Source organism: Streptomyces sp. NPDC059861 (genome assembly GCF_042731435.1).
Lineage (GTDB): Bacteria > Actinomycetota > Actinomycetes > Streptomycetales > Streptomycetaceae > Streptomyces.
The window spans coordinates 50,498-63,722 of sequence record NZ_JBHWJQ010000024.1 but is presented as its reverse complement, the minus strand read 5'-3'; the positions used below and the strand labels follow the sequence as shown (position 1 = coordinate 63,722).

Below are 13,225 nucleotides of genomic sequence, written 5' to 3'. Positions count from 1 at the left end.
CGGCGGGTGACCGCCGCACCGGCCCCGACGGCTCCCGGCTTCGTGCCGGGAGCCGTTGTGCTGTGACCAACGTCTCCATCACAAATGCCGCCCGCGGTGGCAAGGTGGACAGATCGGTGGGGGGAGTCCACCGCACGCACGAGACCAGCGAGAGATCATGAGCGCACAGTCAGCCACTGCCGCCCGCGTCCGCACCGGCGGTCCCAAGGACGACGGCCCGAAGATCGTCGAGCACATCGTGGGCTGGACCCTCGTCGTGGTGCTCGCGATGCTCCTGACGCAGGTGGGACTGCTGTGACCTGACCTGCGGGCCCGACCTGCCATACTGCGCTTGTCCCGCCGCCCGTTGGAACCAGGGTCGAAATTGAATATCAGCCAAGAGCGCGACGCCGCCCGGCCCCGGGCGCGCGGCACGGAGCGTTCGGCGGCACGCCGCGCCGAACTCATCGCCATCGGGCGACGATTGTTCGCCGACACGTCGTACGACGCGCTCTCGATGGACGACATCGCCCGGCAGGCCCATGTCGCCAAGGGGCTGATCTACTACTACTTCCAGTCCAAGCGCGGTTACTACCTGGCCATCGTCCAGGACTCGGTCACCGACCTGGTCACCTTCGCCGCCGGCGGCCTCGAACTCGCCCCCGTGGACCGGGTGCACCGCACGATCGACGGCTATCTGCGCTACGCCGAGAGCAACCACGCCGCGTACCGCACGATCGTCAGCGGCGGTGTCGGCTTCGACACCGAGGTGCAGGCGATCCGGGACGGGGTGCGCGAGGCCATGGTGGCGACCATCGCCGAAGGCGCGTATGGGCACGGGGAGATCGCCCCGCTCGCGCGGATGGGCCTGCTCACCTGGGTGTGCGGCGTCGAGGGCGCCACCCTCGACTGGATCGACCGCGCCGACCTCACCCGCGACACCATGCGTGACCTGCTGGTCAAGACCCTGGGCGGCGCCATGCGGGCCATCGAGGAACTCGACCCGTCGTACCCGGCCCCGGAGCCGGCCCGCCGGGACGCCTGAACAGAAGCCCGAACGGTGGAAGGGGGGCGGAGGTCCACCCGGACCTCCGCCCGTCCTCGCGTGCGTCGGCTACTTGATCGCCTTGATCAGCTCACCGTTCGCGGTGTCCCCGCTCAGCTCCCAGAAGAACGTGCCGCCCAGACCCTGCTGGTTCTTGTACGTCATCTTGGTCGCGATGGTCGCGGGGGTGTCGTAACTCCACCAGTTGTTCCCGCACTTGGCGTACGCGGTGCCGGCCACCGTGCCGTTCGCCGGGCACTTGGTCTTCAACACCTTGTAGTCCTCGATCCCCGGCTCGTACGTCCCCGCCGCGGGACCGGTCGCCGTGCCGCCGGGTGCCGCCTGGGTGACGCCGGTCCAGCCCCGGCCGTAGAAGCCGATGCCGAGGAGCAGCTTGGAGGACGGGATGCCGAGCCCCTTGAGCTTGGCGATGGTAGCCGAGCTGTGCAGGTTCGGCTTCGGGATGCCGGTGTACGAGGTCAGCGGCGAGTGCGGCGCGGTCGGTCCCGCCGCGTCCCAGGCGCCGAAGAAGTCGTACGTCATCGGGTTGTACCAGTCGACGTACTGCGCCGCCCCCGCGTAGTCGGCGGCGTCGATCTTGCCGCCGGGGGTGGCGTCGGCGGTGATAGCCGCGGTGACCAGGTTGCCGGAGCCGAACTTGGCCCGGACGGCGGACATCAAGTTCTTGAACGCCGCCCGGCCGCTGGTGTCGCAGGTGGCGCCGCAGGCGTTCGGGTACTCCCAGTCGATGTCGATGCCGTCGAAGACGTCCGCCCACTTGGAGTTCTCGACCAGGTCGTAGCAGGACTGGGCGAAGGCGGCCGGGTTGCGCGCGGCCTCGGTGAAGCCGGCCGACCAGGTCCAGCCGCCGAACGACCACAGGATCTTGAGGTCGGGGTGCTTCTTCTTCAGCTTGCGCAGCTGGTTGAAGTTGCCGCGCAGCGGCTGGTCCCAGGTGTCCGCGACGCCGTCCACGGACTCGGCGGCGGTGTGGGCGCGGTCGGTGGCGGCGTAGGCGTCACCCATCGCGCACCTGCCGCCGGTGACGTTGCCGAAGGCGTAGTTGATGTGGGTGAGCTTGGCGCCGGAGCCGGAGGTCTCGATGTTCTTGACCAGGTACTTGCGGTCGTAGGTGCCCCATTCGGTGAAGTAGCCGACGACCTTGGAGCCGGTGGCCTTCTCCCCGGTCGGGGCGGCGGTGGCGGTGCCGACGCCGGTCAGGAGCCCGGCGCCGAGGGCGGCGGAACAGGCGGCGGCGACGAGCGCCCGGAAGCGGACGCGGGGACTGAGACGGATGTGCATCGGGTTGTCTCCTCGTGGGGGAGAAGGGGACTGCCGATTGGCATGAACGCGATGAGGCGCTGGTGATCCGTCACAGTAGGAGGACTAGACCAGTTGGGTCAATGGTGCGGACCAATCTCGCCCGGTGGGGAATTCCTGGAGTAAGCGGTCGTTAACCCGGTGACGTGGTGCCTCCGATCGGGCATACTCACAGCGCGCAGCCGCTGGTCAGCAGCTTTCGTGACCCGGAAGTAGGAGCATCGGCCGCATCAGTGAGACCCGGCGGAGCCGCCCCACCCATGGCGTGCGCCCGCCGCAGCGCCCGAAAGGGAGGAGAGCGTCGCCATGCCCGACCGCGCCCCGCAGCCGGTGGACCGGCTACTGCCCACGGACGAGGCCCGGGATCTGATCTCGCTCGTCCGCGACATCGCGCAGCGCGAGATCGCCCCGCACGCGGCCGAGGAGGAGGACGCGGGGCGCTTCCCGCGCGACGTCTTCACCCTGCTCTCGCAGTCGGGGCTGCTCGGCCTGCCCTACGACTCCGAGTACGGCGGCGGCGACCAGCCCTACGAGGTCTACCTCCAGGTCCTCGAAGAGCTCGCCATGGCCCGGCTGACGGTCGGCCTCGGCGTCAGCGTGCACACCCTCGCCTCCTACGCCCTCGCCGCCTACGGCACCAAGGAGCAGCAGGTCGAGCACCTGCCCGCGATGCTCGGCGGCGGGCTGCTCGGCGCCTACTGCCTGTCCGAGCCGGCCTCCGGCTCCGACGCGGCCTCGTTGCGTACCAAGGCCGTCCGGGACGGCGACGACTGGGTGATCACCGGCACCAAGGCCTGGATCACGCACGGCGGCATCGCCGACTTCTACACCGTCATGGCCCGCACCGGCGAGAACGGCCCGCGCGGGATCACCGCCTTCCTCGTGCCCGGCGACGCCGAGGGACTGAGCGCGGCGGCGCCCGAGAAGAAGATGGGCATGAAGGGCTCGCCCACCGCCCAGGTCCACCTCGACGGCGTGCGCGTCCCCGACGCCCGACGGCTCGGCGAGGAGGGGCAGGGCTTCGCCATCGCCCTGTCCTCGCTCGACTCCGGGCGGCTCGGCATCGCGGCCTGCGCGATCGGCGTGGCGCAGGCGGCGCTCGACGAGGCCGTCGCGTACGCCACCGAACGCAGGCAGTTCGGGCGGCCGATCGCCGACTTCCAGGGGCTGCGCTTCATGCTCGCCGACATGGCGACGCAGATCGAGGCGGGCCGCGCCCTGTACCTCGCGGCGGCGCGGCTGCGCGACGCCGGGCGGCCCTTCGCCCGGCAGGCGGCGATGGCCAAACTGCACTGCACCGACACCGCCATGAAGGTCACCACGGACGCCGTCCAGATCCTCGGCGGCTATGGCTACACCGCCGACTTCCCGGCCGAGCGCTATATGCGGGAGGCCAAGGTCCTCCAGATCGTCGAGGGCACCAACCAGATCCAGCGGATGGTCATCGCCCGTCACCTAGCGGGTCCGGAGACGCGCTGAACTGACCCGGTCTGACCAGGGGCGCCGCCAGCCGGATCCATTCCGGGTCGTGGTGCCCCGGCAGCGTGCGGCCACGGTGCGCCCAGGTGCGCATCAGGTCGCGGTAGATGGGCGGGTCGGGGAGCGGCTGAAGCTGCGGCGGTGGCGCGGGGAGCGGGGTCTGCAGGGGGCGCGGGGCGCGCGGAAGCGATTCTGCGTACCGGGGAGCGAATACGCGGTACTGACGCCCGGTCGTGGACGAGGTGGAAGTCGGGGTCATATCTGGGCAACGCGACGGTATGCGGGCAGGTCACCCGGCCCGGGAATCGAGCGTGGGTTCGTCGCCCGTTCCGGTCGTCCTGGCCGGCCGGGTCGTCCCTCATCCCGCCCCTGAGCCGTCCTGTTCCGTGTCTGGCCGTCGACGTATCCCTGACGTACCGTCAACTGCACTGTGGCCAGGGAGGTTTGCCGTGGTCGACGACCGTCCGGTGCCGCTCGACGACTACCCGGTGCACCAGGTGCCCCTGTCGATGAAGCACGTCGCGACCGGGGACCGGAACGCCTATGACCGCGGCATCTTCCACGTCCTCGACCACGAGGGCCGCGCCCTGCTGATCGCCGGACTCGGCGTCTACCCCGACACCGGGGTGATCGACGCGTACGCCACCCTGCGCGTGGTGGCCGAGCACACGGACGTGCCGGTGCCGCGCGTGCTGTGGCTCGAGGAGGATCCCGCCCCGCTCGGCGCCCTTCTTCGTGATGGAGCGCGTCGCGGGGCGCGTGCCGCCGGACGTCATGCCGTACCCCCTACGAGGGCAACTGGCTGCACTCCGCGAGCGACGCCGAACGCGAGCGGCTGGAGGCCGCCACGCTCGGTCTGCTGGCCCGGTTGCACGACCAACCCTGTACGCCGCCCTGCGGCACGCGATCGTGATGCTGCGCGTCGCCTACCGGCAGGCGCACTTCGGTGAAGTCGCCGCCCCGGCGGACCCGGACACACTGATCCTGCACCACGGCAGCCTGCGCGCCATGGTGCAGGGCAGTTACTGGGCTTGAGGCCGAGCGCGGTGGCTCAGGCGGCGTGACGCCGCATGTCGGGCACCCGCATCGGGCGCGAGCCCGGGCCGCCGACGTGCGAGAAGGGCTGCGTCCGCCAGTCCAGTCCTTGAGGGAGCGTCAACAGGAGGGCGGTGTGCTGCTCCTGAGGCTCGATGGACTCGTCCGCGGGGCGCGCGTCGGTGGCCCGGCGGCCCGTACCGGCACAGACCGTGAGTCCGAACGGGTTCCACGGTGAGGCGCACAGCGCGTGCTCCGGGAGGAAGTCCTCGTCCGCGAGCAGGGCGATGGGCTGTGCGCAGTCCGGGCAGATCACCCGGTACATCTCGAAGGTGTCGTACGCGTCGAATTCGTCGGCTTCCTCGCCACCGAAGGCGTCGGATTCGACACCCTCCGGCTCGGGCTCGACGACCGACTGCTGCCGCTTGGGTGCGGTACGACCAGGGCGCTTAAGACTCTGCATGGGATTCTCCCCCTCGGGCTGGGCCGTGAAGGCGCTGCGGCCTCGACCACAGCAAGCACTTCCCAGCCCCTCTCCGGGGTAATCACGACTTCATTACGGAGACTGTTCGAAGCCTGTGGCGTTCGTCACATGCCGCTCGCAGGTGCCACGCGTGGTGCTTTTGTCCCCGAGTGGCTCGTGGTGCTTTTGTCCCCGAGTGGCTCACAGGCCGCTCTCCGGGACATCACGAACCGGGCATGACCTGCACCGCTGAGGTATCCCATGAGGTCAGGCGCACTGTAGGTTCTTGCGCCATGGAGGAGCTGGACCGACAGATCGTGCAGCTGCTCGTCAAGGACGGGCGGATGAGTTACACCGACCTGGGCAAGGCCACGGGGCTGTCCACGTCGGCCGTGCACCAGCGGGTGCGCCGGCTCGAGCAGCGCGGCGTGATCCGCGGGTATGCCGCTGTCGTCGACCCCGAGGCGGTCGGGCTGCCGATGACCGCCTTCATCTCGGTGAAACCGTTCGACCCCAGCGCCCCCGACGACATCGCGGACCGGCTCGCCGGCGTCCCCGAGATCGAGGCCTGCCACAGTGTCGCCGGCGACGAGAACTACATCCTCAAGGTGCGGGTCGCCACCCCGCACGAGCTGGAGGAACTGCTGGCACGGGTGCGGTCGCTCGCGGGGGTCTCGACGCGGACGACGGTGGTGCTCTCCACGCCGTACGAGGCACGGCCACCGCGGGTCTGAGGCACCTGACGCGGCACCGGGGCTGAAGCCGTCCCAGGGTCCCGCCGACTGCGGGGCGCCCTGGTCGCGGGTCCCTGCGGCCACCCCTGTCGTCGGATCCGGGGCACCTGCGTGCAGCGGGGCTCGCATGAGGCGCGAGACTGTCTGTCATGAGTGAAAGCACCGCCCCGGCCAAGACCGTTCTGCTCCGTCGCGGAGAGGTCCACAGTCCCGCCGATCCGTTCGCGACCGCGATGGTCGTCGAGCGCGGCCAGGTCGCCTGGGTCGGCTCCGAGGGCGCCGCCGACGCCTTCGCGGACGGCGTGGACGAGGTGGTCGACCTGGACGGGGCCCTGGTCACCCCGGCGTTCACCGACGCCCACGTGCACACCACCTCCACCGGCCTGGCCCTGACCGGTCTCGACCTGTCCGGCGCCGGCTCCGTCGACGAGGCGCTGGCCCGCGTACGGGACTTCGCCGGCGCACGCCCCCACGACCGCGTCCTGCTCGGCCACGGCTGGGACGCCGCACGCTGGCCCGGCGGCCGCCCTCCGACGCGGGCCGAACTCGACGCGGCCACCGGCAACCGCCCCCTCTACCTGAGCCGCATCGACGTCCACTCGGCGGTCGTCAGCACGGCCCTGCTCGACCTCGTGCCCGGTCTGGAGCGCCAGGACGACGCCCCCCTCACCCGCGACGCCCACCACTCCGTGCGCGCCGCCGCGTTCGCGGCCGTGACGCCCGCCCAGCGCACCGAGGCCCAGCGCGCCGCCCTCGCGCACGCGGCATCCCTGGGTATCGGCTCGGTCCACGAGTGCGCCGGGCCGGACATCTCCTCCGAGGACGACTTCACCGCCCTGCTGCGACTCGCCGCCGAGGAGGCGGGCCCGCGTGTCGTCGGCTACTGGGCCGAGCGCGACGTCGACAAGGCGCGCGAGCTGGGCGCGGTCGGCGCGGCCGGGGACCTGTTCGTGGACGGCTCCCTCGGCTCGCACACCGCCTGTCTGCACGAGCCCTACGCCGACGCGGACCACCTCGGCGCCGCCTACTTGGACGCCGACGCCGTCGCCTCGCACGTGGTCGCCTGCACCGAAGGGGGCCTCCAGGCGGGCTTCCACGCCATCGGCGACGCCGCCGTCACCACCGTCGTCGAGGGCGTACGCGCCGCCGCCGAGAAGCTCGGCCTCGCCCGTGTCCGCGCCGCCCGGCACCGCGTCGAACACGCCGAGATGCTCACCCCCGACACCATCGCAGCCTTCGCCGAACTCGGCCTCACCGCCTCCGTCCAGCCCGCCTTCGACGCGCTGTGGGGCGGCACGGACGGCATGTACGCCCAGCGCCTCGGCGGGGAACGCGCCGGCCTGCTCAACCCCTTCGCGGCGCTGCTGCGCGCCGGCGTGCCGCTCGCGTTCGGCTCCGACAGCCCGGTCACGCCCCTCGACCCGTGGGGCACCGTCCGTGCCGCCGCCTTCCACCGCACGCCCGCGCACCGGGTCTCGGTGCGCGCGGCCTTCACGGCGCACACCCGGGGCGGCTGGCGGGCCGTCGGACGCGACGACGCGGGCGTCCTGGTGCCGGGCGCTCCCGCGGACTACGCCGTTTGGCGCACCGGCGAGCTCGTCGTGCAGACGCCCGACGACCGGGTCGCACGCTGGTCGACCGACCCGCGCTCCGGCACCCCCGGGCTGCCCGACCTGACCCCCGGCTCCGACCTGCCCGTCTGCCTGCGCACCGTGGTGGGCGGCCGGACCGTGTTCGTGCGGCCGAGCGAGTGATCTCCCGGGGTGGCGCGACAGGGATCGGCGCCACGACCGGTGTCCAACGACCTGCGTATCCACCGGGCCGACCTGTGGTCAGTGAGAAGACCCGCAGGTCGTACGGCTATTGACAGGCGGCGGCCCGGGGCGGGTAGGTTCGGCCGAGTCCACCACGGGACGCCCGACCGGGCATCGTTCGCGCACTCGTCGCGGCGCCGCTGGGTCAGGGACGGTGTACCGCACCGGGGCACCGTCACTGGGAGCCAGGCACAGCGACCGCGCCACGGCGGGGGAACGTTCCGGCCAGGTCGGCACGGTGTGACCCGGATGGGGCCCGGGCGCTCAGTAGACAACGGCTTCAGGTCGATCCGCAGCCAGCGGGTCCCAGGTCGGCCCGAAGGGCGCCGGGCTCCCATCCGCTGGTATCGGCCCGCATAGAGGGCCAAACGGCCATCCTTACCCCACTCGCTCGGATTCGACACCACCTTGGGAACGTCCTCTCGCGTCGGTGCAGGCGGCGGCCACTATGGTGGAGCTCTGCGGACTGACTTGAAGGGGCAGCAGTGAACGACGGCGAGGGGAACCGCGCGGCAGAGGCCCAGGGGAGGCGCTTCGGCCCGCTCGGCGCGGCCTTGGTGATCATTCCGACCTACAACGAGGCGGAGAACATCAAGACCGTCGTCAGCCGGGTGCGGGAGGCGGTTCCCGAGGCCCACGTGCTCGTGGCCGACGACAACAGCCCCGACGGCACCGGCAAGATCGCCGACGAGCTGGCCGCCGGTGACGAGCAGGTCCACGTGCTGCATCGCAAGGGCAAGGAGGGGCTCGGCGCCGCCTACCTCGCGGGCTTCCGCTGGGGCATGGAGCACGACTTCGGCGTCCTGATCGAGATGGACGCCGACGGCTCCCACCAGCCCGAGGAGCTCCCCCGGCTGCTCACCGCGCTGAAGGGGGCCGACCTGGTGCTCGGCTCCCGCTGGGTGCCCGGCGGCCGGGTCGTGAACTGGCCCAAGTCGCGCGAGTTCATCTCCCGCGGCGGCAGTCTGTACTCGCGCGTGCTGCTGGACGTCCCGATCCGGGACGTGACCGGCGGCTACCGCGCCTTCCGCCGGGAGACGCTGGAGGGCCTCGGTCTCGAAGAGGTTGCCTCCCAGGGCTACTGCTTCCAGGTCGACCTCGCCCGCCGCGCCATCAAGGCCGGCTACCACGTCGTCGAGGTCCCGATCACTTTCGTCGAACGCGAACTCGGGGACTCCAAGATGAGCCGCGACATCCTGGTCGAGGCCCTGTGGCGGGTCACGACGTGGGGCGTGGGCGAGCGGGTCACCAAGCTGATGGGCAAGGGCGGGCCGGGGTCATCGCCGTCGTAGGGCGCTCGCCGGCAGGCGTTTATCCCGTGCTGAGCGGGTGCCAGGCACACTGGGGGGCATGACGACTGGCGCATCGAACCCTCCTTACTCCGCACGGCCCCGGCGCTCGCGGCTGCGTACGCTCCTGCCGCTGGGCGTCGCCGCGTGGCTGGTGCTGGAGATCTGGCTGCTGACCGTGATCGCGGGCGCGGCGGGCGGGTTCACGGTGTTCCTGCTGCTGGTCGCCGGATTCATGCTCGGCGCGGTGGTCATCAAGCGGGCGGGGCGGCGTGCCTTCCAGAACCTGAACGAGGCGCTGCAGCGTGGCGTACCGCCGTCCAGCGGCGGTGGCAGCGGCCTGATGATGCTCGGCGCCCTGCTCCTGATGCTGCCCGGCCTGGTCTCGGACGCGGCCGGTCTGCTCCTGCTGCTTCCACCGGTCCAGAAGGCCGTCGGCCGCTACGCGGAGCGCACGGTGGACCGCAAGCTCCGGGGCGCCGACCCCGGTAGCTTGGGCGACGCCTTTCAGCAGGCCCGGATTCACCGCCCGGACGGCAAGGTCGTGCAGGGTGAGGTCATCAGGGACGAGCCGGGCGACGCTCCCCAGGAGCCGCGCCCGCCGCTGAACCGCTGAGGCCGGCCGGGCGCGTTCGGCCGGCCGAGCGCCCTGGAGCCGGGGACTGCCCGACGTCGGTCCTACCGACGAGACCGGCACGACCGTTGGCCCCGGCCGACCGCCGGGACGGGGACGACCGGTGCGTGCGGGTGACCGCCGGGACAGGCACGACCGCTGCGTGTGGGCGACCGCCGGGACGGGTGCGATCGGTGCGTGCGGCAGACCGCCGGGACGGGTGCGATCGGTGCGTCCAGCCGACCGCCGGGGCCAGCACGACCGGTGAGTGCGGCAGACCGCCGGGACGGGGACGACCGGTGCGTGCGGCCGACCGCCGGGACCGGCACGACCGGTCGGTCCGGCCGACCGGCGGATCCGGTCGGCCCTTGGCGGGCGATCAGGGCGGGCCCGGCTGAGGCCAGGCAGAGCCGCCCGTGTCCCGCCGACCACCCGACTTGGCGGAGCCCCGCTGGGACCGCAGGCACACCAAAGACTGCGGGCACCCGCGACAGACGGCCGTAGGCGCACGCGAGCAGCAGAAAACGACCGCGGGCGCCGTACGCACACTCACGTACGGCGCCCGCGGTCAATTGGGGTGCTGTGTGAAACCCCGCCGAAGCCGCGTGGGAACTACGCGGACTTGCGGCTGTCTCGGGGGTGCACCGCGATGTTCATGGCGCCGGAGCGCAGAACGGCGAGACGCTCTTCGAGGACCTCTTCCAGCTCCTCACGTGTGCGCCGCTCCATCAGCATGTCCCAATGCGTACGCGCCGGCTTGGCCTTCTTCTCCTCCGGGCCGTCGCCATCCACGAGGAGTGCCTGGGCCCCACAGACCTTGCACTCCCACTCCGGCGGGATCTCCGCCTCGACCGAGAAGGGCATCTCGAACCGGTGCCCCTTCTCGCATGCGTACTCCACGGCCTGGCGCGGGGCCAGGTCGATGCCGCGGTCCGTCTCGTAGCTGGTCACCACGAGGCGCGTGCCGCGAAGAGCTCGCTCACTCATGAATCGTGCCTCCCGGGCTTGTCGCCCACAGGACAGGTGTCGCTGTCGTCGTCATCCGGTCAACGTCCGGTCGGCGGTAAAGATTCCCGTTCGGAAGCCCGTTCCGGGTCATGCGTCGCCGTCGTAGCCGCCCATGTTGTACCCACCAGCGCCCGGTTTGTCACATCTGACAGCAGATGTCACCCAGCGTTTCGGCATCTTTGACGCGCAGTAACGGTACGCCTGGCAGGCCAAACGCGTACACTACAGCCCTTTCGCTGTCAGTGCTAAATCCGTTCGGGGACCGGGTTCCCCGCATCCGCGACGGCACGCCGCACCGGCACTCTCGCCAGCAGCACGAAGCCCAGCACGAAGAACGCCACCAGCGAGATGATCGCGTCCCGGTAGCTCCCGGTCAGCTGATAGGTGAGACCGAACAGCAGCGGGCCCAGCCAGCTCATCCCGCGGTCGCTCAGCTCGTAGGCCGAGAAGTACTCGGCCTCCTTGCCCGGCGGGACCAGATGGGAGAAGAGCGAGCGCGACAAAGCCTGACTGCCGCCGAGGACGAGCCCGATCCCCGCTGCCAGGACGAAGAACCACACAGGTGCCCCGGCGGGCAGGAAGTACCCTGCGGCCAGGATGACCGTCCAGGCGATCAGCGAGCCGAGGACGGTGCGCTTGGACCCGTACCGCCGGGCGAGGCGGCCCAGTCCCAGGGCGCCGAACACCGCGAGTACCTGGACGAGCAGGACCGCGCCGATGAGCGTCGACTGACCGAGGCCCAGTTCCTTCGAGCCGTAGACCGACGCCTGGGTGATCACCGTCTGGATGCCGTCGTTGTAGACGAGATACGCCAGCAGAAAGGACAGCGTGAGCGGGTGGCGGCGCATGTCGCGGACCGTCGCCACGAGTTGCCGCCAGCCGGTGACCGCCGACTCGCGCGAGGGGGAGCGGCGGTCGCGCAGCCGCCGTAGCGGGATCAGTGCGAACGCTCCCCACCACAGACCTGCAGAGGCCAGGCAGATGCGCACGGCCATGCTCTCCGAGAGCCCGAAACTGTCGTGGGCGAGGTAGAGGACCAGGTTGACGACCAGGACCAGCGCGCCCGCCGCGTAGCCGAAGGCCCACCCGCGCGAGGAGACCGCGTCACGCTCCTCCGGCGGGGCGATCTGCGGCAGATAGGAGTTGTAGAGCATCATCGCCACCGACTGAGCGGCGTTCGCGATGATCAGCAGCGCGCCGCCGAGCAGGTACCGGTCGCCGTCCAGCAGGAACATGCCCGCCGTGGCCGCGGCCCCGAGGTAGGCGGCCGCGCCCAGGAGGGGCTTCTTGCGGCCGGTGCGGTCGGCGGCGGCGCCCACCAGGGGCATCACCAGCACGGCCACGATCACCGACAGGGACACCGAGTAGGCGAAGAAGGAACCGGCGCGCACCGGGATGCCCAGCGGATGGACGAAGCCCTCCGCGTCCGCGGCCGACTCGGCCACCGACGTCAGATAGGGGCCCAGGAACACGGTGAGCACGCTCGTCGAGTAGACGGAGCACGCCCAGTCGTAGAAGTACCAGCCGTGCTGCTCGCGCCGCCGTCCGGCCGCGTCGTCCGCCGCCGGTGTCCGCACGGTGTCGGTGCTCACCCGTGCCCTCGCTTCCCCGTGAAGTGCCGTGCGCGGGACGCGGTCCGGGGCGTCAGGCCCAGCCGCCCCGGTCCTCCATGACCTTGCGCAACGTGTCGATGTGATCGGTCATGATGCCATCGACACCGAGGTCCAGGAGCCGGTGCATCCGCTCCGCCTCGTTGATCGTCCAGACATGCACCTGCAACCCGTGCGCATGGGCGGCGCGGACGAACCGCTGGTCCACCACCTGGATGCCGGACTGCGTCTCGGGCACCTGGGCGGCGACCGCGGAACGGCGCAGCGCGGCCGGGACGCCCCAGGAGCGCAGCCGCAGGTTGAGCACCCCGCGCGTGCCGTACGAGGTCGCCAGGCGCGGCCCTGCCAGGCGCTGGGCGCGCACCACGCGGGCCTCGGAGAACGAGCCGACACAGATCCGGTCCCAGGCGTCGGTGCGGCCGACCAGGTCCAGGAAGGGATGGAGGGCCGACTCGGCCTTGAGGTCGACGTTCCAGCGGACCTCGGGGAAGGTCTCCAGCAGGTCCTCGAAGAGCGGCACCGGCTCGCTGCCCGCCACCCGCGCCTGCCGTACTTCGTCCCAGGGCAGGTCGGCGATCCGGCCCGCCCCGTCGGTCACCCGGTCCAGCGTCGCGTCGTGGAAGGCGACGACCCGCCCGTCCCGCGTGACGTGGACGTCGGTCTCGATGTACCGGTAGCCCATCTCCACCGCGCGCCGGAACTGCAGCGTTGTGTTCTCCAGGCCGTCCGCGGCACCGCCCCGGTGGGCGAAGGCGATCGGGCCGGGGTGATCGAGATAGGGATGGCGTATGCGCGTGCTCACGGACGCAGTATGGCGCGCCGGGGTTGACCGGTGG

At 71.4% G+C, this 13,225-nt stretch carries 12 protein-coding genes and 1 pseudogene; 8 read left to right on the top strand and 5 right to left on the bottom strand.

Annotated features, from left to right (window positions below):
* Positions 1–157 precede the first annotated feature (157 nt).
* Together ACFV6X_RS21660 and ACFV6X_RS21655 are read left to right on the top strand one after the other, a co-directional pair.
* The gene (locus ACFV6X_RS21660; RefSeq protein ID WP_365449151.1) at positions 158–298 is read left to right on the top strand and encodes an SCO1431 family membrane protein; all 141 of its coding nucleotides are present in this window, start codon (positions 158–160) and stop codon (positions 296–298) included.
* A gap of 66 nt (positions 299–364) precedes the next feature.
* A complete protein-coding gene (locus tag ACFV6X_RS21655; protein WP_385385809.1) occupies positions 365–1,024 on the top strand; it encodes a TetR/AcrR family transcriptional regulator in 660 nt (219 codons plus the stop codon).
* A 69-nt stretch (positions 1,025–1,093) separates the two neighbouring features.
* Here the strand turns inward: ACFV6X_RS21655 and ACFV6X_RS21650 are convergent, their stop codons facing one another.
* Complete coding sequence (locus ACFV6X_RS21650; RefSeq protein ID WP_385385807.1) at positions 1,094–2,326, bottom strand: glycoside hydrolase family 18 protein; 1,233 nt, start codon at positions 2,324–2,326, stop codon at positions 1,094–1,096.
* A gap of 324 nt (positions 2,327–2,650) precedes the next feature.
* Here ACFV6X_RS21650 and ACFV6X_RS21645 point away from each other — a divergent pair, with 324 nt between their 5' ends.
* Positions 2,651–3,823: an acyl-CoA dehydrogenase gene (locus tag ACFV6X_RS21645; RefSeq protein WP_385385805.1), complete on the top strand. Its 1,173-nt coding sequence runs from the start codon at positions 2,651–2,653 to the stop codon at positions 3,821–3,823.
* 449 nt (positions 3,824–4,272) lie between these two features.
* A pseudogene (locus tag ACFV6X_RS21640) lies at positions 4,273–4,479 on the top strand (hypothetical protein); the annotation flags it as partial.
* Positions 4,480–4,874: 395 nt separating this feature from the next.
* On the opposite strand, the gene ACFV6X_RS21635 reads toward ACFV6X_RS21640, so the two are convergent.
* Positions 4,875–5,321: a hypothetical protein gene (locus ACFV6X_RS21635; protein ID WP_385385803.1), complete on the bottom strand. Its 447-nt coding sequence runs from the start codon at positions 5,319–5,321 to the stop codon at positions 4,875–4,877.
* A 293-nt stretch (positions 5,322–5,614) separates the two neighbouring features.
* Here ACFV6X_RS21635 and ACFV6X_RS21630 point away from each other — a divergent pair, with 293 nt between their 5' ends.
* From ACFV6X_RS21630 to fxsA, 4 genes are all read left to right on the top strand, one after another.
* A complete protein-coding gene (locus ACFV6X_RS21630; protein WP_086703418.1) occupies positions 5,615–6,055 on the top strand; it encodes an Lrp/AsnC family transcriptional regulator in 441 nt (146 codons plus the stop codon).
* A 149-nt stretch (positions 6,056–6,204) separates the two neighbouring features.
* Positions 6,205–7,809, top strand: coding sequence for an amidohydrolase (locus tag ACFV6X_RS21625; RefSeq protein WP_385385801.1), 1,605 nt, complete (start codon positions 6,205–6,207; stop codon positions 7,807–7,809).
* 545 nt (positions 7,810–8,354) lie between these two features.
* Positions 8,355–9,161 carry a polyprenol monophosphomannose synthase gene (locus ACFV6X_RS21620; protein ID WP_385385799.1) on the top strand — a complete coding sequence of 269 codons (807 nt, stop codon included), beginning with the start codon at positions 8,355–8,357 and terminating at the stop codon, positions 9,159–9,161.
* Between the two features lie 58 nt (positions 9,162–9,219).
* Complete coding sequence (gene fxsA, locus ACFV6X_RS21615; RefSeq protein ID WP_385385797.1) at positions 9,220–9,774, top strand: FxsA family membrane protein; 555 nt, start codon at positions 9,220–9,222, stop codon at positions 9,772–9,774.
* 609 nt (positions 9,775–10,383) lie between these two features.
* Here fxsA and ACFV6X_RS21610 read toward each other — a convergent pair.
* The 3 genes from ACFV6X_RS21610 to ACFV6X_RS21600 form a co-directional block, all read right to left on the bottom strand.
* Positions 10,384–10,758: an RNA polymerase-binding protein RbpA gene (locus ACFV6X_RS21610; RefSeq protein WP_003977404.1), complete on the bottom strand. Its 375-nt coding sequence runs from the start codon at positions 10,756–10,758 to the stop codon at positions 10,384–10,386.
* Positions 10,759–11,024: 266 nt separating this feature from the next.
* Positions 11,025–12,371, bottom strand: coding sequence for an MFS transporter (locus ACFV6X_RS21605; RefSeq protein WP_385385795.1), 1,347 nt, complete (start codon positions 12,369–12,371; stop codon positions 11,025–11,027).
* Between the two features lie 52 nt (positions 12,372–12,423).
* A complete protein-coding gene (locus ACFV6X_RS21600; RefSeq protein WP_385385793.1) occupies positions 12,424–13,191 on the bottom strand; it encodes a glycerophosphodiester phosphodiesterase in 768 nt (255 codons plus the stop codon).
* Positions 13,192–13,225 lie beyond the last annotated feature (34 nt).

Coding starts and splice junctions, on each gene's coding strand:
- ACFV6X_RS21610 (WP_003977404.1), bottom strand. CDS start 10,758: ATGAGTGAGCGAGCTCTTCGCGGCACGCGCCTCGTGGTGACCAGCTAC.
- ACFV6X_RS21635 (WP_385385803.1), bottom strand. CDS start 5,321: ATGCAGAGTCTTAAGCGCCCTGGTCGTACCGCACCCAAGCGGCAGCAG.
- ACFV6X_RS21660 (WP_365449151.1), top strand. CDS start 158: ATGAGCGCACAGTCAGCCACTGCCGCCCGCGTCCGCACCGGCGGTCCC.
- fxsA (WP_385385797.1), top strand. CDS start 9,220: ATGACGACTGGCGCATCGAACCCTCCTTACTCCGCACGGCCCCGGCGC.
- ACFV6X_RS21625 (WP_385385801.1), top strand. CDS start 6,205: ATGAGTGAAAGCACCGCCCCGGCCAAGACCGTTCTGCTCCGTCGCGGA.
- ACFV6X_RS21645 (WP_385385805.1), top strand. CDS start 2,651: ATGCCCGACCGCGCCCCGCAGCCGGTGGACCGGCTACTGCCCACGGAC.
- ACFV6X_RS21630 (WP_086703418.1), top strand. CDS start 5,615: ATGGAGGAGCTGGACCGACAGATCGTGCAGCTGCTCGTCAAGGACGGG.
- ACFV6X_RS21650 (WP_385385807.1), bottom strand. CDS start 2,326: ATGCACATCCGTCTCAGTCCCCGCGTCCGCTTCCGGGCGCTCGTCGCC.